Below are 21,798 nucleotides of genomic sequence, written 5' to 3'. Positions count from 1 at the left end.
CTCCACCAAGCGCTGGATGGCCAGCCAGCGCCGATGCTCCAACTCTTCGGGCGAGCCTCGACTGCGCATCCTGCCAAGCTACCCTGGCTCTTCCGCTCGGACATTACTTTCCTGAGACGCTATAAACGCGCGGCGTGTTCGCCAGCTGGCTCGCGCGCTCGGCCCGGCGGTGGCGGCGGGCCTTCAAGCCCAGCCACCCGCTCACCCCCAGCAGCACCAGCCCCACGCCGCTGAACGCACTGCCCACCAGGCCCGGGGTGCGCCGCTGGTCGTGGAAGACCACGAGCCCCGTGTCACCCCCGGCCAGCGGAGCGGCGCGAAAGCGGTTCACCGCCTCCGCCGTGCGCTCGGCATCGGCCAGCTGCTCCAGCCACTTGTAGCTCAGCGGGAACTTGCCCCGAGGCGTCTCCAGCACGGGCCGGTAGAGGTTGTCCCCGCCCCGGCGGCCGGTGCGGTTGCGCTCCACCGTGACGTCCTGGAGCTCCTCCACCGTGAAGCGCTCCACCGGCTCGCGGGTCAGCCAGCCCTGGTGGAACAGGGTACACGGGCCGCCAGGAGTACACGCCAGCTCCACGCGCGCCTTCAGGTTGAGCAGCATCCCTCCGAAGACGAGGAACGGCGCGGCCAGCAGCACGAAGGCCACGGCGCCCAGCGTGGCGGCACGGGCCCGGGAAGGCGGTGCGTCGCCGCCAGCGGGCGTCTCCGAGGGAGCGGGTTCGGTCACGCCCCCGTCTATAGATCCACGGGCCTGCCACGGCACCTGGAATCCACCCACCCTCGCTGCGCCGACAGGTGGACGGTCGCGCCTTCCGACTGTTCACCCGTGAGCCTCGCACCCTCAGAGTCGCTGCAATGCGCGTGCGCGCGGGCCATCTAGGTCGAGCGCCAGCGAGGGCTGGGAGGCCGTCGTCCAGGAGGGGTGTCATGAAGGCCGTCGCTGTCTTCCCGAAGTCCCGCGAGGTGCGCGTCATCGACGATGCACCCGAGCCCCGCCTGCGCTCGCCGACGCAGGTCCGGGTGCGCACGCTGGAGGTGGGCGTGTGCGGCACGGACAAGGAGATCATCGACTTCCGCCACGGCGCGCCGCCCGAGGGCGAGGACTTCCTCATCCTGGGCCACGAGGCGCTGGGCGAGGTGGTGGAAGTAGGCGCGAGCGTGCAGGGCCTCAAGGCAGGAGACCTGGTGGTGCCCCGGGTGCGGAGGCCCTGCCCTCACGAGCGCTGCGAGGCCTGTCGGCACGGCTACCCGGACTTCTGCGTGACGGGGGACTACACGGAGCGCGGCATCCAGAAGGCGCACGGCTTCTGCGCGGAGTTCTTCGTGGAGGAGGTGGCCTACCTGCACCGGGTACCCGCCGGGCTGCGCGAGGTGGCGGTGCTCACCGAGCCGCTCACCATCGCCGAGAAGGCGCTGCGAGAGCTGGAGCGGCTCAAGGAGCGGCTGCCCTGGAGCACGGGGCCAGGGCGGGCGGTGGTGCTGGGCTCGGGGCCGGTGGGGCTCCTGGGGGCCATGGCGCTCCTGCGCGCGGGGTACCGCACCACCATGTACTCGCGCTCGCCCAAGCCCAACGCGAAGGCCGAGGCCTCGGAAGGCGTGGGCGTGCCCTACCTCTCCTCGAAGGAGGTGCCGGTGGAGGAGCTGCGCAAGCTCGCGGGCCCCGTGGACGTGGTGTACGAGGCGGCGGGAGCCTCCAAGGCGGCCTTCGAGGTGCTGCGTGCGCTGGGCCCCAACGGGGTGTTCATCTTCACCGGAGTGCCGGGCCGCAAGGAGCCGCTGGAGCTGGAGGGCGCGGCGCTGCTCAAGCAGCTGGTGCTCAACAACCAGCTGGTGCTGGGCACGGTGAACGCCTCGGACGCGGACTTCGCGGCGGCGCTGGAGGACCTGGGGCACTTCCAGGCCCGCTGGCCGGGCCGGGTCGAGCGCCTCATCACCGCGCGCCACCCCCCGGAGGACTTCCAGAAGATCGTCTCCGGCAAGGCGGGCGGCATCAAGCACGTCATCACCTTTGGATGAGGAGCGCGTATGAGCGGCGGGGACAACGGGCCAGCGGTGGGTGACGTCGAGCGGGCGCAGGTGGGCTCGGGGCCCGGGACGGGCCGGTTCTCGGGAGGCTCGGTGCCCATCGAGGACCACGGGGTGATTGGAGACCTGCGCACGGTGGCGCTGGTGGGCACGGACGGGACGCTGGACTGGCTGTGCTTTCCGAACTTCGACAGCCCCAGCGTCTTCGCGGCGCTGCTGGATCCGGAGCGGGGAGGCCACTTCCGCATCGCTCCGGAGCCGGACGGGGTGGTCCACAAACAGTTCTACTGGCCGGACACCAACGTGCTGGTGACGCGCTTCTACTCACCCAAGGGCGTGGGCGAGATCATCGACTTCATGCCCATGGGGGTGGCGGCCGAGCGCGAGCACGTGCGCGAGGTGCTGCGGCGCGTGCGCGTGGTGCGTGGGGAGATGGCGTTCGGGCTGGAGTGCTTCCCGGCGTTCAACTACGGGCGGGACGCGCACACCACGCGGGCCATTCCGGGCGGAGCGAGCTTCGTCTCCGAGACGCTGAGCCTCACGCTGTCCACGAAGGTGCCGCTGGACATCGGCACGCGAGGGGTGCGAGCCCACTTCGTGTTGCACGAGGGCCAGTCCGCGGTCTTCACCCTGCGCGAGGGCGCGCCCCCTTCCTGCACGGACACGGTCCACAGCCACGAATCGGCCGAGGTGCTGTTCCGGCACACGGTGGACTACTGGCGAAGGTGGCTGTCGAAGTGCTCGTACACGGGGCGCTGGCGCGAGGTGGTGCAGCGCTCGGCGCTGGCGCTCAAGCTGCTCACCTTCAAGCCCACGGGGGCCATCGTCGCGGCGCCCACCTGCAGCCTGCCCGAGTCACCGGGCGGGGTGCGCAACTGGGACTACCGCTACGTGTGGCTGCGGGACGCGGCCTTCACCGTGTACGCGTTCCTCCGGGTGGGCTTCAAGGAGGAGGCGGGCGCCTTCATGCGGTGGATCGAAGCGCGCTGCGCGGAGCTGCCCGAGGACGCGCCGCTCGCGCTCATGTACAGCATCGACGGCACGCCGGTGCCGAAGGAGGAGGTGCTCGAGCACCTGAGCGGCTACGGCGGCGCGCGGCCGGTGCGCATCGGCAACGCGGCGGCGGATCAGCTCCAGCTCGACATCTACGGCGAGCTGATGGACTCGGTGTACCTGTACAACAAGCACGGGGCGCCCATCAGCTATGACTTCTGGCGGCACCTGCGGCGGCTGGTGGACTGGGTGTGCGACCACTGGAAGGAGCGGGACGAGGGCATCTGGGAGGTGCGCGGCGGGCGGCGCCACTTCGTGTACTCGAAGATGATGTGCTGGGTGGCGGTGGACCGGGCCATCCGGCTGGCGGACAAGCGCAGCTTCCCGGCGGACCGCGCGCGGTGGCTGGCGGTGCGGGACGCCATCTTCGAAGACATCATGCAGAAGGGGTGGAGCACCCATCGCCACGCGTTCATCCAGGCCTACGGGCACGAGGCGCTGGACGCGGCGAACCTGCTCATGCCGCTGGTGTTCTTCCTCTCGCCGGTGGACCCACGCATGCTGTCCACGCTCAAGGCGATGCACCGCCCGCCGGAGGAGGGAGGGCTGGTGTCCGACGGACTGGTGTTCCGCTACGACGCGGACGCGAAGCTGGATGGGATTGAAGGGCGCGAGGGCACCTTCAACCTGTGCAGCTTCTGGCTGGTGGAGGCGCTCACCCGGGCGAGCGTCACCAAGCCGCAGTACCTGGAGGACGCGCGGCTGACGTTCGAGCGGATGCTGGGCTACGCCAACCACGTGGGGCTGTACGCGGAGCAGACGGGGCCCTCGGGCGAGGCGCTGGGCAACTTCCCCCAGGCGCTCACCCACCTGTCGCTCATCAGCGCCGCATACAACCTGGACCGCACCTTGGGCCGGAGGGACTGAAAGTCCCCGTCACCGGCTCTTGAGCCGCTCCGCCACCACCTCGCGCAGCGCGGGGGGCTCGAAGGGCTTCTCCAGCCGGGAGATGCTCGGCTGGCCGAGGAACTCGCGCGCCCCTTCCGTGAACGCCCCGCCGGTGACGAAGACGACGTCCTTGAGCCGCTCCGGCCACCGGCGGCTCAGCTCGGCGTGGAACTCCATGCCGGTCATCTCCGGCATCATCAAGTCGCACAGGAGCACATCCCACGGCTCGCCCTGCTCCATCCACTCCAGCGCCGCCTGGGCCCGGTTGAACACCGTCACGTCGTGCTCCGTCCGCAGCGCCCGCTTGATGGCGTTGAGCACCAGCTGCTCGTCATCCACCACCACGATGCGGCCCCGCCGCGCCGCCGCCTCCACGGGCTTGTCGGCCGCGACCGCCTTCTCCGTGTCCTGGGGCGGAGGCAGCACCACGCGGAACGTCGTGCCCTTGCCGACCTCGGTCTCGAACTGCAGCTCTCCGCCCAGGTTGGTGATGATGCCATGGCAGATGGACAGCCCCAGCCCCGTGCCCATGCCCTGCGGCTTGGTGGTGAAGAACGGCTCCAGGATTCTCGCGCGGATCTCCTCCGGGATTCCGGCGCCCGTGTCCCGCACCTCGATGAGGATGCGCCCCTTGGCGTCCACCCGCGTGGAGACGAGGATTTCATTGCGGTCCGCCGCGCCCTCGGGAATCGCCTGCGCCGCGTTCACCAGCAGGTTGAGGAACACCTGCCCCAGCCGCGCCTCGTTGGCGTACACGGCGGGCAGGGGCTGGTACGACTTCACCAGCTGCGCGCGGTGGCGGATCTGGTTCCAGGCCATCGTCACCGCCGAGTCGATGGCGCGGTGCAAGTCCACCGGCTCCAAGCGCTCGTCGTCCGGCCGCGAGAACATCTTCAGGTCCCGGACGATGAGGCGCATGCGCTCGGCGCCCTCGCGCGCCTCCTTGAGCGCCTGGGGCACCTCCTCGGACCTCAGCGGCGCACCCGCGGCCTGCTCCACCTCCTGGCGCACATAGTCCAGGTTGGCGATGACGTAGGCCAGCGGGTTGTTGATTTCATGCGCCACCCCGGCCGCCAGCGTGCCCACCGAGGCCATGCGGTCGGCCTGCGCCAGCCGCGCCCGCATCTCCTCGCGCTCGCTCATGTTCATCACCGCGCCCAGGATTCGCACCGGGATGCCCTGCGCCGTGCGAAGGATGGTGCCCCGGTCCAGCACCCGCGCGTAGGTGCCGTTGGCGCGCCGCACCCGGTACTCCTCCGACCAGTGCGTCGCCCCGTTGCGCACCGCCTGGCGGAAGCTGTCGGCCACGCGCTCGCGGTCCTCCGGGTGGACCAGCGAGTACCACCACCCCGAGTCCTGGCTCGAGGCCGGGTAGCCGAGCACGTCCTGCACCCGCTCGCTCCAGGACACCCGGTTGCCCACCAGGTCCCAGTCCCAGATGATGTCGTTGGTGGCGCGCTGAATCACCTCGAAGCGCTCGTTGGTGGCGCGCAGCTCGTCGATGAGCCGCGTCTGTGCCCGGTTCATCTTCCGCAGCTCCAGCTGGCTCACCACCTGCCGGGCCAGCGCCTCCAGCGCCCGGGCGTGGCGGGGCAGGGGCGCGCGCGGTGCCCGGTCCAGCACGCACACCGTGCCCAGCGTGTAGCCCTCGGGCGTCACCAGCGGCGCGCCCATGTAGAAGCGCGGCGTCGGATCCGTGTGGACCTCTTGCAGGTCGACGAAGCGGGGGTCCTCCAGCACGTCGGGCAGCACGAACAGCGAGGAGTGCTGCACGGTGTGGGTACAGAAGGAGGTCTCTCGCGGCACCTCCCGCAGATCCACTCCCACGCGGGACTTGAACCACACGCGCGTCTCATCCACCAAGGTGATGAGCGCCACGGGGGCGTCGCACAGCTGCGCCGCCAGCTGGGTGATGTCGTCGAAGGAGGGCTCGGGCGCGGTGTCCAGCACCTCGTAGCTGCGCAGCGCCTCCAGGCGGGCCTTCTCGTTCCAAGGAAGGACTCCAGCGCTCACGCCCCCACTGGTTCGGGAGGGCGGGCCGGAAGGCTCCAACCGGGAGAACTCCAATCGAGCGCTGCTGGGCCCCAAAACGCGGGGGCTCGCATTGTGAATCATCGCACCCTCCTACGAGCGCGCAGCTCCCCCTCGACGAATTGTCCTCTGCACCGCATTTCTACCACGAGGCTGCAGCTTCTGGGCGCCGGGAGAACCGCTTCACCCTAATTTTCTTGGAAGCTGAGAGGAGTGGATGTGTGCCCACGTGGGTTCCAGAGCAGGAACCGGAGCCCTGGGGCGCTGGGCGGTATAGAGGAAGAGAACCCCCCGGAGGCCGTTCACCGCTCATGAGCCCGCTCAAGCCCGCCTTCTTCGAACTGGCCGTCCGGGCCGATGCGCGGTGGGACCGCTTCAGCCGCGGCGTGCGCCGCCGCATGGGGCTGGCCCGGCCGCTGCGAATCCTTCCCTACCGGGGCTACGGCACGGCGGAGCGGGTGCTCATCCAGGCGCGGGTGCTGGAGGACCGCTTCGTGAAGCCCTCGCACCTGCGGCGCTCGCTGGTGGGCAGCGCCATCGCCTCGTACAAGCGCTACGCGACGGTGGAGATTCCCGGGGCGCGCGTGGCGGTGCATTGGGGGGACAAGCGCTGGGAGGGCACCACCGACGACGAGGGCTTCCTGGAGCTGTGGGTGGCACCTCCGCCCGGGGTGCGCCCGGGGTGGAACGTGGTGGAGTTGGAGCTGCTGGAGCCCGAGCCGCAAGGGGTGCCCATCGTCTCCGCGCAGGTGCTGGTGGCCGGCCCCCAGGCGGAGCTGGGCATCATCAGCGACATCGACGACACCGTCATCGTCACCGGCGTCACCAACCCGCTCAAGCGCGCCTGGGCGCTGTTTCTCACCGAGCACCGCACGCGCCTGCCCTTCGAGGGCGTGGATGCCTTCTACTCGGCGCTGCGCGAGGGCCACGGCGGGCTGGCCGACAACCCCATCTTCTATGTCTCCAGCAGCCCGTGGAACCTGTACGAGCACCTGGATGAGTTCCTGGCGCTGCACCGCATTCCGAACGGGCCGCTGCTCCTGCGTGACTGGGGGCTGAGCCGGCACGGCTTCGCGCCAGGGGGCGGGCACGGGCACAAGCTGGAGAAGATTCGAGGGGTGCTGGGCACGCTGGAGACGCTGCCCTTCATCCTCATTGGCGACAGCGGGCAGGAGGATGCCGAGCACTACCGCACCATCGTCCGCGAGTACCCCGGGCGGGTGCGCTGCGTGTACATCCGCAATGTGCCCTCCCGGGCACAGCGGGCAGTGGAGCTGGAGCGCCTCGCCCAGGAGGTGCGCGAGGCGGGCAGCCAGCTGGTGGTGGTGGACGACACGGTGAGCGCGGCGCGGCACGCGGCCCAGGCGGGGTGGATCCGCTGGCAGGAGGTGCCGCGCGTGCAGGAGCACCAGCAGGAGGACGCCGACGCGCGCACGGTGCTGGACGCACTGGGACGTAAGGGCAGCTAGACACCTCGGGAGAGGCCGGGTTTTCAACACCGACCTGCCCAGGAGCACGGCTTCATCCCCCTCCCCCCCTGGCACACCTTATGAAAGGGCCTCCCCTTTGTCTGGGGGAGCGCCGAGGGGGGGACATGAGGCGTCGGTGGACGTTCGCGCGCCGCGTGGGGGCCGGACTTGTGGCCTCCGGAGTGGTGGCGGTCGCCATTCTGGTGACGTCGGTGCTGGCCGTGCGCTCGGTCCACGTGGGCAATGAGATGGAGGTGCTGGAGCGCTCGACGGATCTGCTCGAGGTGGAGCGGCTGCGGCGCTCGTTCAGCGACAAGGTGGCCAGCAGTCGGGACTTCATGCTCACGCGCCAGCCGTTGTTCCACGAGCGCAAGCAGGCCGATCGCCAGCGCTTCCTCTCGGTGATGGAGCGGCTGCGGATGCGGCTGCGCAACGGAGAGGAGGCCGTGCTGCTGACCGAGGTGTCGCGCACCGAGAACGCGCACGAGCAGGCGCTGAGCGGATTGCTGGAGCCGTTGATCCGGGAGCCGGGCCTGCGGGCGGTGGATGCGCAGCAGGTCACCCTGATGGGGCACACGCGAGACCAGACGGAGGCGGCGCTGGAGCGGTTGGTGCGCCACAGCGAGGCGCGGCTGGTCTCGACCATCCAGGAGGAGGTGCTGGAGGACCGGAGCGCGCTGGTGCTCGTCATCTCCGTGGCCTCGCTGGGGATGTTGGGGATGGTGTGCCTGGCGTGGGTGCTCACCCGTCAGGTGCGTCCGCTGTACAAGGAGGCGGAGGCCTCCGAGCAGCGCTTCCGGCTGGTGGTGGAGGGGGTGCAGGACTACGCCATCTACCTGCTGGACTCGCGGGGGCGGGTGGAGAGCTGGAACCCCGGGGCCGAGCGCATCAAGGGGTGGCGGGAGGACGAGGTGCTGGGGCGCCACATCTCCATCTTCTATACGCCAGAGGCGGTGGCGGCGGGGGAGCCGGAGCGGGACCTGACGCGGGCCGAGCGGGACGGGCGGCTGCGCGCCGAGGGCTGGCGGGTGCGCAAGGACGGCACCCGATTCTGGGGAGAGGTCATCTACACGGCGCTGAGGGACGACGCGGGGGAGCTGCGGGGCTTCGCCAAGGTGACGCGCGACATTACGGAGCGGCGCCGGGTGGAGCGCACCCAGCGGCTGTTCGCGGAGGCCGGCCGCATCTTCAACCAGTTGTTGGAGCCGGACCTGACGTTGGCGGAGCTGGCGCGGCTGATGGTGCCGGAGCTGGCGGACGGGTGCGTGCTCTTCCTGTTGTCTCCGGGGGGCCGGCTGTTGCCGCGCGCGGTGACGCACGCGGAGGCGGACAAGGAGCGGGCGTTGTGGGAGCTCTTGCACCGCTACCCGCCGGACATGGACAGTCCCTGTGGGCTGGCGCCGGTCATCCGCATCGGCCACGCGGAGCGGGCGGAGGAGGTGACGGAGGAGCGGTTGGCGGAGGTGGCATGGGACGAGGACCACCTGCGGCTCTTGCGGCGGTTGGAGCTGCGCTCGGCGCTCAGCGTGCCGGTGGCGGTGGGGGAGCAGCGCTCGGGGGCGTTGGTGCTGGTGTCCTCGTCACCGGAGCGGCGCTACACGGCGACGGACCAGGTCTTCCTGGAGGAGCTGGCGGGGCGGGCGGCGCTGGCGGTGGACAACGCGCGGCTGTTCCAGGAGGCGCAGCGGGCGCTGGAGCTGATCGGCGTGGCGTCGCATGACCTGGGCAACCCGCTCAACGCGATGCAGCTGTTGCTGGCGCGGCTGCAGCGGGTGGTGCCGGAGCACGAGCCGGAGCGGGTGCGCGAGGGGTTGGCGGCGGCGCTGCGGCACGGACAGCGGCTGGGGCAGCTGTTGCACAACCTGTTGGACTTGTCGCGACTGTCCTCGGGGAAGCTGGCGCTGGAGGTGTCGCGGGTGGACCTGGCGGAGCTGGTGCGCGAGGTGGTGGAGCGCCACACGGAGCAGGCGGCCGAGGCGGGCTGCACCATCCGCATCGAGGCGGAGGCGGGGCTGGTGGGGTGGTGGGACCGGCTGCGGCTGGAGCGGGTGGTGACGAACCTGTTGTCGAACGCGCTGAAGTTCGGGCGGGGCAAGCCGGTGGAGCTACGGCTGGAGCGGGTGGGAGGGCATGCGCAGCTGACGGTGCGGGACCACGGGGTGGGGATTCCGCCGGAGGCGCAGCGGCGCATCTTCGAGCGCTTCGAGCGGGAGCGGTCGGCGGGGCAGCACGCGGGGTTCGGGCTGGGGCTCTACATCGTCCGCCAGTTGGTGGAGGCGCATGGGGGCACCATCCGGGTGGACAGCACGCCGGGGGACGGGGCGGCCTTCACGGTTGACCTGCCCCAGGAGCTGCACCCCGGCGTGGATCTGGGCCCGAGCTTTGGTTCGGACCGACACTGAGCTTCAGCGAGGCGCTTGGAGCTTGTGCAGGAACCGGGCGAAGGCGGTGCATTGCTGCCGGAGTGTGTCGAGATCGCACTGGCGCGCGATGTCTCTTCGGATCTCTGCGGCATCACGGCTGCGGGCGTGCTGCTCACACCACTGCTGGAGGAGTTCCTTGGCCTGGCGCCGGGAGAGCTTCTCGGGAGGCTTGGGCGGGGCCAAGGGCTGACGCAGGACCGATTGGAGCGCTGCGGTGTCAGCGACAAGCCACGCTTCGAACTCCTGGATGGCGACGGAGACGACGGCTTCGACGGGGATGCCCTCGAGCGCGGAGTCGAGCAAGGGCTGGCGCTCCTCATCTCCGTCCGCGTCGACGAGGACCACGGCGAGGTCAGGCTGTCGGCCCGGGTCGGCCCAGAAGAGCAGGGGACGCAGGGTGTTGGGGCTATGAAGGATGCTGCCACGAGCGAGTTTTCCGCGGCCGGTGCGCAGCGGCTCCTCGAACTGTACGAGCGAGGCGTCGAGGCCCCGGGATTTCTCCAAGCACCGGCGCACGAGCAGGTGAGCGGAGCCCAGCTCCTCTTCAAGAAGGGTCGAACCGGGAGCGCGAGGGAAGTTGGAGGTGCCCGCGAGTTCTCCCGCGCCTTCGGCGTAGACGACGACACGGAACATGCTCAGCGCCCCGGGACGCCGCCCATGCTGCCGGAGAGCCAGATGCTGCCGAGAGACTCGCGATACTCCTTATAGACCTGCTGCCAGTTGGTGGAGTTCGTCGGCGCCTCGTTCACCTGCACGGAGCCGTCCTCGGGTGAACGGGTGAGAAAGCGAACTTCCTCAGGGCGTACGTACTCGAGCAGCTCGGCGGAGTGGGTAGCGAGGATGACCTGGATCGGCTTTCGGCCAATCTCTCCGGTGGTCATCTTGCGCAGCAGTTGAATGAGTTCTTCTAGGAGGTAGGGATGCAGGGCTCGCTCGGGCTCCTCAATTGTGAGGATGTCTGCGGGCGGGTTCTGGTGCTGGAGCACGAGAAAGGCGAGCACGAGCATCGTGCCGTCCGACACTTGGGAGGGGGCAAGCCACAGGTCTGGGTCCCAACGGTCTTGAAAGCGCAGCCGCTGCCTGCCGTTCGCTGTGGGCTCCAAGTCCACATCGCTGAACATCGGTACTAACCGACACAGTTCTTTGGCGACAGCGGCTTGTTGCTGCCGGGTGAGGGTGGCGAAGACATTGGTCAGGTTCTCTCCAGCGCGGCTCAACTGCTGCGCGGCGGCTAGCACGTTCTCGCCGCGAAGCGCCTTGAGATCGAGGGCCAGGGATTGAACCTGATGGGGGTGACTCCAATTGCTGATCCACAAAGAAAGGCGTGAATTGTAAAGGGAGGTTTCGCCGGGAGGCTTTGCCGTTGTCGTAATCTCTGGCTTCTCGTTGCTGTAGCCCCATTTCACCGATACTTTGAGCGATGTGTCTTGCCTCCAGACATCTGCGATGTCGAACTGACGAGGTTGGAGCCCTTCCAGCACCGTGGTCTTGCCGGACGAGTTAGGCCCCACCAGCACGGTGAGCGGGGCAAGGTTCAGCTTTACGTCCCGCAGGCAGCGGAAGTTCTGGAAGTGGACCGACTCGATCACACGCCCACCTTACCAGTCCTGAGCCCCAGCGCCTGATTTCACACGTGGAGCGTGGGCACGGACTCTGCCGGTACCAGCCGGAAGGGCGAGTCGGCGGGGACCTTCTCGGCCTCCTCCAGGCGCTCGAACTCCTCGGCGTCGTGGGCGCAGAAGACGGTGACGTTGGCGCCGTGCTGGCGCACCAGCTCGCGCAGCCGCTCCTGGTTGCGGTGGCGCAGGCGCGCGTTCTTCTGCATCAGCGTCTGGTAGAAGCGCAGGCCCGGCGGGCAGCGCCGCTGCGCGTCCATCTCCCCGTGGAAGAAGTACGCGTCACCCGCGTGCAGCAGCCAGCGGTTGTCCACCTGGAGGGCGATGCCCGCGTGCCCCTCCGTATGGCCCTGGAGCGGCACGAGGAGCAACTCCGGAGGCAGGCCCGACAGCTCGCGCACGCTCTCGAAGCCGAACCAACGCTCGCCGCCTCGGGGCGTGGGGTACGTCACCCAGTTCGCCTCGTGCATCCATTGGCGCGGCCGGAAGCGCCGGCGGTCCAGCGCCGTCTTCTGCGCCACCGCCGCCTGGTACTCCGCGTCCATCAGGTGGACCCTCGCCCACGGGAAGTCATCCAGCCCGCCCGCGTGGTCGAAGTCCAGGTGCGTGAGGAGGATGTCGGTGACGTCCTCGGGCTTGAAGCCCAGCCGCTGGAGCTGGCGGATGGCCGTCATCTCCTCCTGGAGCTTGGGCCGGCACAGCACATCGAGGAACAGGGGGCTCAGGCGCGGCCGGGGCTCCAGCACGTCATTGAGCCCGAAGCCCGTGTCCACCAGCACCAGCTTCCGGTCCGTCTCCACCAATAGGCAGTGGCACACCAGGGCCGCCGGGCCGGACACTCCCTTGCGTCCGTCCATCAGCCGCCGGCCGGGCGGACACATCGTCGTGCAATTGAGGTGGTGAATGCGCAGCGGCATGGCTCTCGGCTCCAGGGCGCGGGGCCTGTGGCGGCCCGGTTCCGGAGCAAAGGTGTGCCGCAAGGTGCGCGGGAGGAATCTGTACCAGGGACAGCAGGGCCGTGGGGCCGCACGGCTGTCCGTGTACCAGGGGAGCGCCTAGAGGTGCTCCGGGTGCTCGACCGTCCGCTCGCTGCGAAGGTTGCCCGTGTTGAGCGTCGAGGCCGGCTCGAAGAGCAGCACCTGCACCTCCTCGTCCGCCACGGGTCGGTGCTCCACGCCTCGGGGGACGATGAGGAACTCGCCGGGCTCCAGCTCCACCGTCCGGTCGCGCAATTCCATTCGTAGCCGGCCCTGCACCACGAGGAACAGCTCATCCTCGGCCTCATGGTGGTGCCACTCGAAGGGGCCCAGGAGCCGGGCGAGCTTCACGTGCTGCCCATTGAGCTCACCTACCACCTTGGGCTGCCAGTGCTCGGAGAAGCGCGCGAACTTCTCGGCGAGGTTCACCTTCTCCACCTGGGAGCCTGCGGAGACGGTGGCGGCGTGTACTCCTTCCGCGGCGCCGTTCGCCGCCGACCGACGCGAGTCCCAGCGGGGGCGACGGCAATTCACACTGCGCACGCTCGTGCCGAGCCCCTGGCTCGGCGGTGTTTCGCTATCACTTCTCATCCCTGCCCCCTCGGTGGGGCGCCAGGCCCCCATGGATAGAGGATGACAAGCATAGGCATTCCCGGGCAGGCAGGCAGCCACCAGTGTCAGATGGTCAGCGAAGGAGGCTGGCGCGCACCCGCCTCCGCGCTCTAAAGAGGTGCCCATGGATGGACAATGGCTCATGGAGGCGGTGATGCGCGTCATCCCCCTCGTCCTGTCGCTCACGGTGCATGAGTTTGCTCATGCGTGGAGCGCCTGGAAGTTGGGAGACGACACCGCGGCGGCGCAGGGCCGGCTGACGTTGGATCCGCTGGCCCACATCGACCCGCTGGGCTCGGTGCTGCTGCCCGCGCTGGGCATCCCGTTCGGGTGGGCCAAGCCGGTGCCCGTCAACCCCGCGCGCTTCCGGCGGGGCGTGAACATGGGCACGGGGATGATGCTCACGGCCCTGGCGGGCCCCTTGTCCAACCTGCTGCTGGCGATCGCCGGCTCGGTGTCCTACGGCCTGTGCCTGCGGCTGGCGCCGGACACGCTCCAGGCCAACCCCGGGCTGGAGGTCTTCATGCTCTACATGGTCATGGGCAACATCGGCCTGGCCGTCTTCAACATGCTGCCCATTCCGCCGCTGGATGGCAGCCGCGTGGTGGAGCGCTTCCTGCCCTACCGGATGCGGGATACCTGGGAGAAGGTGGTGCAGCTCAGCCCCTTCCTGCTGCTGGGCATCATCTTCTTCGGACGGCGGCTCATCTCGGGCCCGGTCAGCTACATCTGGGGAGTGCTCCAGAACCTCTCCCTGAGCATCGGGCTGAGCTGAGCGCGGGGGGCCGGCGGCTTCCCGGCTCAGTCCGGGAAGAACAGCGGCTCGCGCTTGCGCACGAAGTCCGAGATGACCGAGGCCACCTCGGCCGGCAGCTCGTGGAACTGCACGCCCACTCCCGGCATGAGGTCCGGCGTCCGGTCGTTGGGCTCGCGCAGCCAGCGCACCACGCCGCTGGCCTTCATCGGGCGGCCTCCCGGCAGGGTGAAGTCCAGGTCCACCGTGGTGCCTCGCGGCACCGTCTCCACCGTGGCCACGAAGATGCCACCGCTGCTGATGTCCGTGGAGAAGCCGGTGAAGAAGTTCGAGTCGCTGCCAAGGCTGATGGTCGCCTGCATCCGCACCCGTGCGTACTCGCGGGCCGAGCTGCTCGTGGAAGCGGCGGGGGCGGGAGCGGCCCGGGCGGGCGCCCTGGCCCGGGTGGCCTCGGCGCGGGCCTGCTGGGCCTGACGGTTGCGGGCCGCCTCCTGCTCGCGACGGGCGCGGGCGGCCGCCTCGGTAAGCTGCTTCAGGTGTGACTCGGCCTCGGACAGCTCCCGCGTCAGCGCGGTGGTCTGCTGCTGGAAGGCATGCAGGGCGATCTGCACATCCTGCGTGGCGAGGCGGCGGGCCTCCAGCGCCTGCTGGCGGGCCTCCAGCGCCTTCTCGCGCGCGGACTCCACCGCCAGCTCGGGAATGGCCGCCGCCTGCAGCCGGGCGCCGATCTCCGGCAGGGTGATGTCCCCGGAGTGCTCGGTCTGCATCCGCGCCAGCTCGGCGCGCACCTGCGTCAGCCGCGAGGCCAGGGTGGTGGCCTCGGTGGTGGCACGCGCTACCTGATCCGCGAGACGGTTCTCCAGCGCGCCAAGTTCGGACTCGGCGCGCGCCAGCTCGGACTCACGGGCCATGGGGGGACGGGGAGAGGCGTTGGACGGCACGCGCGCCACTCTAGCGCCCCTGGGTCCCGGTCACGAGTCCCCGGTGGGCCTACATGCCCGGAGGACTCCAGGCATGCAGGCAGGCGAGCACCCGAGGCTCAGTCCGCGCCCTTGATGCAGGCCAGCGGCCGGAGGCGGTGAACCACCTTGGCCAGCCCCGCCATCTCCACCGTCTCCAGCACGTCGTCGAGGTTCTTGTAGCAGGGCCCCGACTCGTCCAGCGGCGTGGTGCGGGTGTTGAGGAGGATGCCGGCCTCGGCCATGCGCCGGTCCGTCTCCTCCTGCTGGAGCACCCGGCGGGCCTCGCCGCGCGACAGCCGGCGGCCCGAGCCGTGGTTCACCGAGTAGATGGACTTCTCGGCCCCCTCCTCGGCGAAGAGGATGGCGCTGCCCGTCTCCATGCTGCCGGGGATGAGGATGGGGTGGCCGGTGTTCTCCCAGGCCGTCTTCTTCAGCGCGGGGTGCCCCTTGGGGAAGGCGCGGGTGGCGCCCTTGCGGGCCACGAACTTGCCGGCCTCCTTCTGGATGAGGTTGTGGGAGATTTCGTAATAGATGTCCGCCGTGCCGCCGAACACCTCCTCGAGCGCGGCGCACACCGCCTCGCCGATGATGAGCCGGTTGGCCACGGCGAAGTTGGCCGCCATGTTGTGGAGGTTCCAGTACTCGCGGCCCAGCTTCGACTCGGCGTCCAACCAGATGAAGTCCTCGCTGCGGCTCTTGAGGCCCAGCGCGTGCGCGCCCTCCACGAAGAAGTGCTTGGCGATGTTCCACCCGAAGCCGCGGCTGCCGGTGTGCAGCATCACCCACACGCGGCCCTCCTCATCCACCTGCATCTCGGTGAAGTGGTTGCCGCCGCCCAGGCTGCCGAGCTGGTCGCGTTTGTCATAGGCGCGCTCGGGGATGTCCACCCGGTCATCCTCCACGGGGATGAAGTCGCGCTCGGTGGTGGAGGAGCCGCGGCCCAGGGCCTTGGCGCCATGGCGCACCACCTCGGCGAAGGTGCGGGGGTTGATGTGGCGCTGCTTCTGCACCCGGCTGGCGCCCACGCCCACGGCGATGCGCTGAATCACTTCGTCGATCCACCGCCGGCGCTTGGCCTTGTCGGCCACGTCCTCGGCGGTGAGCGTCGTCTTGAGCTGCACCATGCCGCAGCCGATGTCGTAGCCAGCGGCGGTGGGCAGGAGGATTCCGTCGGTCTCCACCACGGTGCCGATGGGCACGCCGTAACCGAGGTGGCAGTCCGGAGTCACCGCGACGCGGGAGACGCCGGGGAAGGAGGCGGCGTTGACGACCTGGTCGAAGACGGCCTCCTCGAGGCCGGGCGTCTCGGGGCCCTCGCCATAGAGGAGCTTGTCGGACAGGAACAGGTCGGCGTCGACCCGCATCGTCTTGGTCTTCGGCAGCACGTAGTGGCCTTCGGAGACCTTCTCCAACCTTTGAATCCAGCTCATGGCGTGACCCTCCCGAGGGGTATTCAACACGCGCCAGCGACGGGAGCATCCAAAAGAAGCTGACCGGTAGGTGAAAAGGCGACGTGTCCCGAGGGAGGGGCCGGCCGCCCACCGAGCGAATTTCCGCCTGCGTACAACAGGAAGCACTCGGGGGGAGTCAGGGCTTGCCGGAGTTGATCCGCATTCCCATTCATCCCTCACAGCATCAGGGGGTGGGCGATGGGGTTCGTGGGGAGCTTGTTGGTGGCAGTGGCGTTGAATGCGGCTCCGCCGGTGCCGCAAGCGGGTCAGGTGTTCAACCCGTCGGTGTGCGCGAAGAAGCGGGTGGATGCGTGCGGTTGCCATCACGTGTACGGCGTGCGGCACTGCCACCCCAACCGCAAGAGCGACCACTGCGAGGCGCCGGTGAACGCGACGGTGCCCAATCAGTCGAAGAAGGACGAGCCGGTCTCGCTCTGAGCCGAGGGTCTCGAAGGGCGCGAACCCCGTGGAGGATGGAGCCACCGGGAGAGCGGGGCGGTGTTAGCTTCTGCTCATGTCCCGCTGGTTCAACACCGCTGGCCCCTGCAATCCGGCCGACCACTACATGCTGCCGGCCTTGCAGCGGTTGCCCGAGGTGCGCTCCCTCATCGATCAGAACAGCTACTTCGTTCTTCATGCCCCTCGGCAGGTAGGCAAGACGACGACCCTGCGGGTGCTTGCCGACCAGCTCACCGGAAGCGGCCGTTATGCCGCGCTCTACTTCTCCTGTGAGGAGGGCGAGGTAGCAGGCGACGACTTCGCCTCCGCCCAGCGTACCATCCTCCGTGAGCTGCAGCGCCGCGCCGAGCTAGCGCTTCCCGCCGATCTCCGCCCACCGCCGCTCGTGTTCGAGGGAGACGAGGGCTTGTTGAGGGCGCATCTCTCTGCTTGGGCGCGTGCCTGTCCCAGGCCCGTGGTGCTCTTCTTCGATGAAGTGGATGCCCTGCGAGGCCAGAGCCTGCTGAGCGTGCTGCGTCAGTTGCGCGCCGGGTTCTCCGATCGGCCCGCCGCCTTTCCCTCCTCGGTCATCCTGTGCGGCCTGCGGGACGTACGCGACTACAAGGTGGCCTCCGGCAGCGGCAATACCCTGGGAACCTCCAGTCCCTTCAACATCAAGGTCGAGTCGCTCACCCTGCGCAACTTCAGCCGCGACGAGGTGGCCGAGCTCTACGCCCAGCACACCGCGGACACCGGCCAGCCCTTTCTCACCGAGGCCGTGGACCGGGCTTTCTACTGGACGCAGGGCCAACCCTGGATCGTCAACGCCCTGGCTCGGCAGATGGTGGAGAAGCTGGTACCCGACAGGACGCAGGCCCTTACCGCTGTCCACGTGGACGCCGCCAAGGAGATCCTCCTGCGTCGCCAGGACACGCACTTGGACAGCCTCGCCGAGCGCCTGCGCGAGCCGCGCGTGCGCCGCATCCTCGAGCCCATGCTCGCGGGCCTCGCCCTGGGGAACGTGCCCGAGGACGACCTGCGCTTCATCCAGGATCTGGGGTTGGTGCGCATGGCCCCAGGAGGGGGGCTGGAAGTCGCCAATCCGCTGTACCGGGAGATCATCCCCCGGGTGCTGGCGAACACGGCCTTCGCCTCCCTACCGCCCCAGTCCACGACCTGGATGCGAGCGGATGGGCGCCTGGACATGGAGCGGCTCATGGAGGCGTTCCTCGCCTTCTGGCGGCAGCACGGCCAACCCCTGTTGGGCACGGCGCCCTACCATGAGATCGCGCCGCACCTGGTGCTGATGGCCTTCCTACACCGGGTGGCCAACGGAGGCGGCACGCTGGAGCGCGAGTATGCCATCGGCACCGGGCGCATGGACCTGTGCCTGCGCTACGGCCCCGACACGCTGGCCCTGGAGCTGAAGGTGTGGCGCGACGGCGAGAAGGAGCCGCTGGAAGAGGGCCTGGCCCAGCTGGATGGCTATCTGGCGGGACTGGGGCTCACCAGCGGATGGCTGGTCATCTTCGACCGGCGCAGCGGTCAGCCTCCTATCGCTGAGCGCACCAGCGCCAGCCAGACACATACGCCTGCAGGCCGTCTCGTCACCGTCGTGCGAGCCTGACGCGGCCGGGCTTCAGTGCAGGGCGCTCGGAGCGCTCTCGGTCTCGGACTCCACGGTGATTTCGAGCGTGAAGTCGCGCAGCTCGGGCGGCAGCTGCTCCGGATCATCCACCAGGTGCATCTCGAGCGGGGTGCGCGAGCGGATGAGCGCCCAGCTGTCCGTGGGCGAGCAGCGGAAGGCGAGCGCGTTGGGCGACAGGCGCCGCACCTCCAGCCGAGGACGTGGCGCCTCCGTGGACGTGGGCGCCGGCAACGCGGGAGCCGTCTGAACCAAGGGCACCGTGTGTCGCTCTCCGAGGAGGGCCTCCTTGGGAGGCGGCGGAGGAGCCTGATAGCTCGCCGTCCGAGTGCGCGGCGGCAGAGGCGGCGGAACCATGGGCCGAGCCGCCGAAGCCTGCACTCCCTGCGTCATCGAGCGCGGCGGCAGCGTGGACGCGGCCGTGACTCGCGGCGCCGGGCTCCCAGCTGTCGCCTGGCCCTGGGGCGGCGTGGACGCCGACACCGGCTGAAGGACCGGAGGCGCAAAGGGCCGCGTCCCGGAACGCGGCGGCAGCGGCGAGGTCGCCGCCCGAGCAGGCAGTGCCCGTCCACCCGCCGTCGCCGAGCGCGGCGGCAGCGTGGTCGCTAGCTGCGCCTTCGTGGGCGAGCCGGACGCGGGCGTGGAAGGCATGCCCGGCGCGGGCAGCAGCACCGGCGGCAGGAGCGGTGGAATCGACGGCGCGGCGGGCAGCGCGCGCTGAATCGGCGGCAGGGCCGGCGTCCGGTTCGGCACGCCGCGCATCAGGTGTACCTGACGCGGAGTGGACGAAGGTGGCGGCACAGGGTCGAGCCCGGACTCCAGCGGCGGCAGCAGGGGCAGCTCGTCGCGCTCCTGGAAGCCCGTCGGCATGTCCTCGGCGCAGGCCAGCGGATCCAGGCGCGCGACCTCCGCCTGCAACAGCACATCATTCGGGTCCAGCTCGAGCGCGGCCTTGAGCGCCCCTCGTGCCCGGGACTCGCAGCCCAGCTCCAGCAGCAGATCCGCCGCCGCTCGGTACGAGGCGATGGCCTGCAGTCGCTCTCCCGCGCGCCGACAGGCCTCCGCGTGGCGCACGCGCATGTTCGGGTCCCTCGGAGCCAGCCGGAGGATCTGATGGTACGTCTGCGCGCACTGCGCGAACTTCCCCCGGACGTACTGTTGGTGTGCCGTTTCCTTCAGCTCCCTCAACCCCATGGACGACCTTCCCCGGCGTCCCACCCCCGGACGCGCCACGTCTGCACAAGCATTCAATGTGCCGACGAGTGGACTCCCGCGAAGGGTTCAATGCTGGGCGGCGATCGGGCTCCGAGGCCGGGGCTGTGTCGTCCACCGATCGCTCCAATGCACCCTGGAGCAGCGGCTGGATCCGTGCGGTCTACCTCGGAGCAGCGCTCCACACTGTAGAAGCAGCCAAAACCGCGCTGTAACAAGGAAAGGGATTCTCAGCGTCCGATCAGCGCGGCGATTCCGTTGGCCGACGCTCGTCTCGGCCCCTGGGGTGACTCGCCTCCGCGCTGGTGGAATAGTCCTCGGGCATCGCTTGCCTGCCTGGTCTCCGAGGAGGGCACGGGCGAAATGGAGGAAGCACCCATGCGGCACTTCGTTCGAGGCACCCTGGTGGTCCTGTCCCTGCTCTCCGTGCCCGCGTTTGCCGAGCCACCCGCCAAGGGGGGGCCCGTGAAGGTGGATGACACCATCACCGTTCGCGCGGGCAACGCGAAGGCCCTGAAGGTTCCGGGGGTGACGCGCGTGGCGCTGGGTGACCCCGACGTGGGCGATGTCGAAGTCACCGGCGATGACGTCCTGCGCATCGAGGGACGGAAGGCTGGGGAGACCACCCTCATCGTCTGGACCGACGAGACGCGCACGGTGTACCGCGTCGTCGTCCAGAAGTGAGCAGCCAGCGGCTCACTGGTAGTGCTTCACCTTGGGCCAGAGCGTGGCCATGGGGGCCTTGAGCCCTCGGCAGAGGTAGAGCGGCAGCTGGTCCTCGTACGGCATGACGTAGGGGTTGGGCGCCAGACGCGAGGCCACCTCCAGCTGGGAGCACGCCTGGGCGTGGTCCTCCGCGTCACCGCCGATGATGATCAGCACCTCGGGCTCTGTGTCCCCAGGGCCCCAGAGGAAGTAGTGGTTGTGCCCGGAGCGGGCCGGCGGCAGGCCATGGGCGCGTCCCAGCCAGTCCACCGCTCCGGCCTCGCCGTAGTTCTGCGCGAAGATCATCGTCCGCGCCTGCTCCTCGGGTGACAGGCGGTGGTACACCTCGGCCACCGCCGCGACGAGTTCACGCCATCCGTGTTGATCCGCGTAGTGCTGGGGCAGCACGCCCATCCGATGGCGCTCGGTGCGGGGAGGCTCCAGGCCCAGCGCCCGTTGGTAGGCGATGAAGCGCTCCACGGGGAGCACCGGCAGCGTCAGCGGCAGGAGCAAGGCCCCTCCGGCCAGAGCGCCCGTAAGCACCGCCGCTCGGGGCAGGGGACGGCGCACGGCGCGCTCGAGCACTCCCGCGCCCGCGGCGACCAGCATGGGGTAGGCGGGCGCCATGTAATACGCCTTGGCCTTCATGAGGATGTACAGCCCCAGCAGTACGAGGAAGCCGAGCCCCAGCGCGCGGTAGGGCCGCAGCGCTCGGGAGAAGACCAGGGCGAGGAGCCCCACGAGGCTCAGCGCGAAGAAGAGCGGGTGGAGCAGCAGCACCTGCCCGGAGAGGAACTCTCCCAGCGCGAACGGGGCGTTCTTGTAGAGCTGTCCGTTGCGCAGCAGCTCGAGCATGGGCAGGCCGTGGCGCCACTGCCAGAGGACATGGGGCAGCACGTGTACGGTGGCCAGCACCGCGCCGAATGCGAGCCAGCGGCTGCGCATCAGCCGTCGCTCGGGAGTGAGCAACAGCCCGAGGGCCAGGCTCACGGCGAAGAAGCCCATGGAGTGCTTGTTGAGCACCCCCACTCCGATGAGCGCGCCCATGGCGAGCCACGGTCGCCGCGCGTCCGTGCGGATCATCTCCACCAACAGGGCGGCGCACCCCATCCAGAACAGGGGCTCGAAGGCGTTCATCGTCAGCGTGTGCCCGGCGAAGAGATTGAAGGGGGCCAGCGCCACGGCCACCCCCGCCAGCGCCATGGCGAACGTGCCGCCTCCGAGCCTGCGCGTGAGCCACCCGGTGAGCGCCACCAGTCCTCCCGCGGCGAGCGCGGGCAGGGTGCGGATGCCGACGAGCGACTCTCCGAAGAGCGAGGCGGCCAGTCGCGCCGCCACGGCGATGAGGGGCGGCTGGTCCACATAGCCCCAGTCGAGGCGCTGGCCGCAGACGAGGAAGTACAGCTCATCGCGGAAGTAGCCATACCGCCCGGCGAAGAGCAGGTGGAGAGCCACGGTGCCCAGGGCCAGTACGGGCAGCACCCAGGGCACGCGGGCAGGGAGGGGAGAAGGGGGAGCCGGGAGGAGCATGGAGATAGGT

At 69.6% G+C, this 21,798-nt stretch carries 18 protein-coding genes; 8 read left to right on the top strand and 10 right to left on the bottom strand.

From position 1 onward, the window contains the following. Positions 1-103: 103 nt before the first annotated feature. On the bottom strand, positions 104-724 hold the full coding sequence (locus tag SYV04_RS08920) for a hypothetical protein (RefSeq protein ID WP_321545223.1): 621 nt from the start codon (positions 722-724) through the stop codon (positions 104-106). A 200-nt stretch (positions 725-924) separates the two neighbouring features. Between SYV04_RS08920 and SYV04_RS08915 the strand changes: the two genes are divergently transcribed. Both SYV04_RS08915 and SYV04_RS08910 read left to right on the top strand, forming a co-directional pair. Next, complete coding sequence (locus SYV04_RS08915) at positions 925-2,013, top strand: glucose 1-dehydrogenase (protein ID WP_321545222.1); 1,089 nt, start codon at positions 925-927, stop codon at positions 2,011-2,013. A gap of 9 nt (positions 2,014-2,022) precedes the next feature. Further along, positions 2,023-3,942: a glycoside hydrolase family 15 protein gene (locus SYV04_RS08910; RefSeq protein WP_321545221.1), complete on the top strand. Its 1,920-nt coding sequence runs from the start codon at positions 2,023-2,025 to the stop codon at positions 3,940-3,942. 9 nt (positions 3,943-3,951) lie between these two features. Here the strand turns inward: SYV04_RS08910 and SYV04_RS08905 are convergent, their stop codons facing one another. Continuing rightward, positions 3,952-5,976 (bottom strand): ATP-binding protein, encoded by a 2,025-nt coding sequence (locus SYV04_RS08905; protein ID WP_321545220.1) that lies wholly within the window; start codon positions 5,974-5,976, stop codon positions 3,952-3,954. Positions 5,977-6,305: 329 nt separating this feature from the next. On the opposite strand from SYV04_RS08905, the gene SYV04_RS08900 reads away from it, so the two are divergent. After that, on the top strand, positions 6,306-7,463 hold the full coding sequence (locus SYV04_RS08900; RefSeq protein WP_321545219.1) for an App1 family protein: 1,158 nt from the start codon (positions 6,306-6,308) through the stop codon (positions 7,461-7,463). A 125-nt stretch (positions 7,464-7,588) separates the two neighbouring features. After that, positions 7,589-9,865 carry a sensor histidine kinase gene (locus SYV04_RS08895; RefSeq protein WP_321545218.1) on the top strand — a complete coding sequence of 759 codons (2,277 nt, stop codon included), beginning with the start codon at positions 7,589-7,591 and terminating at the stop codon, positions 9,863-9,865. Positions 9,866-9,868: 3 nt separating this feature from the next. Here SYV04_RS08895 and SYV04_RS08890 read toward each other — a convergent pair whose 3' ends face one another. From SYV04_RS08890 to SYV04_RS08875, 4 genes are all read right to left on the bottom strand, one after another. Next, positions 9,869-10,519 (bottom strand): DUF4276 family protein, encoded by a 651-nt coding sequence (locus tag SYV04_RS08890; RefSeq protein ID WP_321545217.1) that lies wholly within the window; start codon positions 10,517-10,519, stop codon positions 9,869-9,871. Between the two features lie 2 nt (positions 10,520-10,521). Beyond that, on the bottom strand, positions 10,522-11,475 hold the full coding sequence (locus SYV04_RS08885; protein WP_321545216.1) for an AAA family ATPase: 954 nt from the start codon (positions 11,473-11,475) through the stop codon (positions 10,522-10,524). Between the two features lie 38 nt (positions 11,476-11,513). Beyond that, the gene (locus SYV04_RS08880) at positions 11,514-12,413 is read right to left on the bottom strand and encodes an MBL fold metallo-hydrolase (protein ID WP_422723922.1); all 900 of its coding nucleotides are present in this window, start codon (positions 12,411-12,413) and stop codon (positions 11,514-11,516) included. A 144-nt stretch (positions 12,414-12,557) separates the two neighbouring features. Then, positions 12,558-13,070, bottom strand: coding sequence for a cupin domain-containing protein (locus SYV04_RS08875; protein WP_321545214.1), 513 nt, complete (start codon positions 13,068-13,070; stop codon positions 12,558-12,560). Positions 13,071-13,215: 145 nt separating this feature from the next. Here SYV04_RS08875 and SYV04_RS08870 point away from each other — a divergent pair, with 145 nt between their 5' ends. Next, positions 13,216-13,866, top strand: a complete 651-nt coding sequence (locus tag SYV04_RS08870) for a site-2 protease family protein (protein ID WP_321545213.1) — start codon at positions 13,216-13,218, stop codon at positions 13,864-13,866. A gap of 26 nt (positions 13,867-13,892) precedes the next feature. On the opposite strand, the gene SYV04_RS08865 is transcribed toward SYV04_RS08870, so the two are convergent. Then, entirely contained in the window at positions 13,893-14,786 is an 894-nt protein-coding gene (locus SYV04_RS08865) for a TIGR02266 family protein (protein WP_321545212.1), read from the bottom strand. 98 nt (positions 14,787-14,884) lie between these two features. Beyond that, on the bottom strand, positions 14,885-16,237 hold the full coding sequence (locus SYV04_RS08860; protein WP_321545211.1) for an RtcB family protein: 1,353 nt from the start codon (positions 16,235-16,237) through the stop codon (positions 14,885-14,887). A 243-nt stretch (positions 16,238-16,480) separates the two neighbouring features. On the opposite strand from SYV04_RS08860, the gene SYV04_RS08855 reads away from it, so the two are divergent. Then, positions 16,481-16,696, top strand: coding sequence for a hypothetical protein (locus SYV04_RS08855; RefSeq protein ID WP_321545210.1), 216 nt, complete (start codon positions 16,481-16,483; stop codon positions 16,694-16,696). 76 nt (positions 16,697-16,772) lie between these two features. Beyond that, positions 16,773-18,323: an ATP-binding protein gene (locus SYV04_RS08850; RefSeq protein ID WP_321545209.1), complete on the top strand. Its 1,551-nt coding sequence runs from the start codon at positions 16,773-16,775 to the stop codon at positions 18,321-18,323. 12 nt (positions 18,324-18,335) lie between these two features. On the opposite strand, the gene SYV04_RS08845 is transcribed toward SYV04_RS08850, so the two are convergent. Next, a complete protein-coding gene (locus SYV04_RS08845; protein ID WP_321545208.1) occupies positions 18,336-19,535 on the bottom strand; it encodes a hypothetical protein in 1,200 nt (399 codons plus the stop codon). A 396-nt stretch (positions 19,536-19,931) separates the two neighbouring features. Between SYV04_RS08845 and SYV04_RS08840 the strand changes: the two genes are divergently transcribed. Continuing rightward, complete coding sequence (locus tag SYV04_RS08840) at positions 19,932-20,237, top strand: pilus assembly protein N-terminal domain-containing protein (protein ID WP_321545207.1); 306 nt, start codon at positions 19,932-19,934, stop codon at positions 20,235-20,237. 12 nt (positions 20,238-20,249) lie between these two features. On the opposite strand, the gene SYV04_RS08835 is transcribed toward SYV04_RS08840, so the two are convergent. Then, positions 20,250-21,740: an ArnT family glycosyltransferase gene (locus SYV04_RS08835; protein WP_321545206.1), complete on the bottom strand. Its 1,491-nt coding sequence runs from the start codon at positions 21,738-21,740 to the stop codon at positions 20,250-20,252. Positions 21,741-21,798: the final 58 nt, after the last annotated feature.

It is taken from the genome of Hyalangium ruber (assembly GCF_034259325.1).
In the GTDB taxonomy this organism is placed as follows: Bacteria; Myxococcota; Myxococcia; order Myxococcales; family Myxococcaceae; genus Hyalangium_A; species Hyalangium_A rubrum.
The sequence above is the reverse complement of the archived record's forward strand: the minus strand, read 5'-3'. Positions and strand labels throughout refer to the sequence as shown.

Bases quoted from the DNA above. Each gene is read 5' to 3' on its own strand.
- SYV04_RS08850 (WP_321545209.1), top strand. From the start codon at position 16,773: ATGTCCCGCTGGTTCAACACCGCTGGCCCCTGCAATCCGGCCGACCAC.
- SYV04_RS08845 (WP_321545208.1), bottom strand. From the start codon at position 19,535: ATGGGGTTGAGGGAGCTGAAGGAAACGGCACACCAACAGTACGTCCGG.
- SYV04_RS08910 (WP_321545221.1), top strand. From the start codon at position 2,023: ATGAGCGGCGGGGACAACGGGCCAGCGGTGGGTGACGTCGAGCGGGCG.
- SYV04_RS08870 (WP_321545213.1), top strand. From the start codon at position 13,216: ATGGATGGACAATGGCTCATGGAGGCGGTGATGCGCGTCATCCCCCTC.
- SYV04_RS08860 (WP_321545211.1), bottom strand. From the start codon at position 16,237: ATGAGCTGGATTCAAAGGTTGGAGAAGGTCTCCGAAGGCCACTACGTG.
- SYV04_RS08895 (WP_321545218.1), top strand. From the start codon at position 7,589: ATGAGGCGTCGGTGGACGTTCGCGCGCCGCGTGGGGGCCGGACTTGTG.
- SYV04_RS08840 (WP_321545207.1), top strand. From the start codon at position 19,932: ATGCGGCACTTCGTTCGAGGCACCCTGGTGGTCCTGTCCCTGCTCTCC.
- SYV04_RS08900 (WP_321545219.1), top strand. From the start codon at position 6,306: ATGAGCCCGCTCAAGCCCGCCTTCTTCGAACTGGCCGTCCGGGCCGAT.
- SYV04_RS08915 (WP_321545222.1), top strand. From the start codon at position 925: ATGAAGGCCGTCGCTGTCTTCCCGAAGTCCCGCGAGGTGCGCGTCATC.
- SYV04_RS08875 (WP_321545214.1), bottom strand. From the start codon at position 13,070: ATGAGAAGTGATAGCGAAACACCGCCGAGCCAGGGGCTCGGCACGAGC.
- SYV04_RS08890 (WP_321545217.1), bottom strand. From the start codon at position 10,519: ATGTTCCGTGTCGTCGTCTACGCCGAAGGCGCGGGAGAACTCGCGGGC.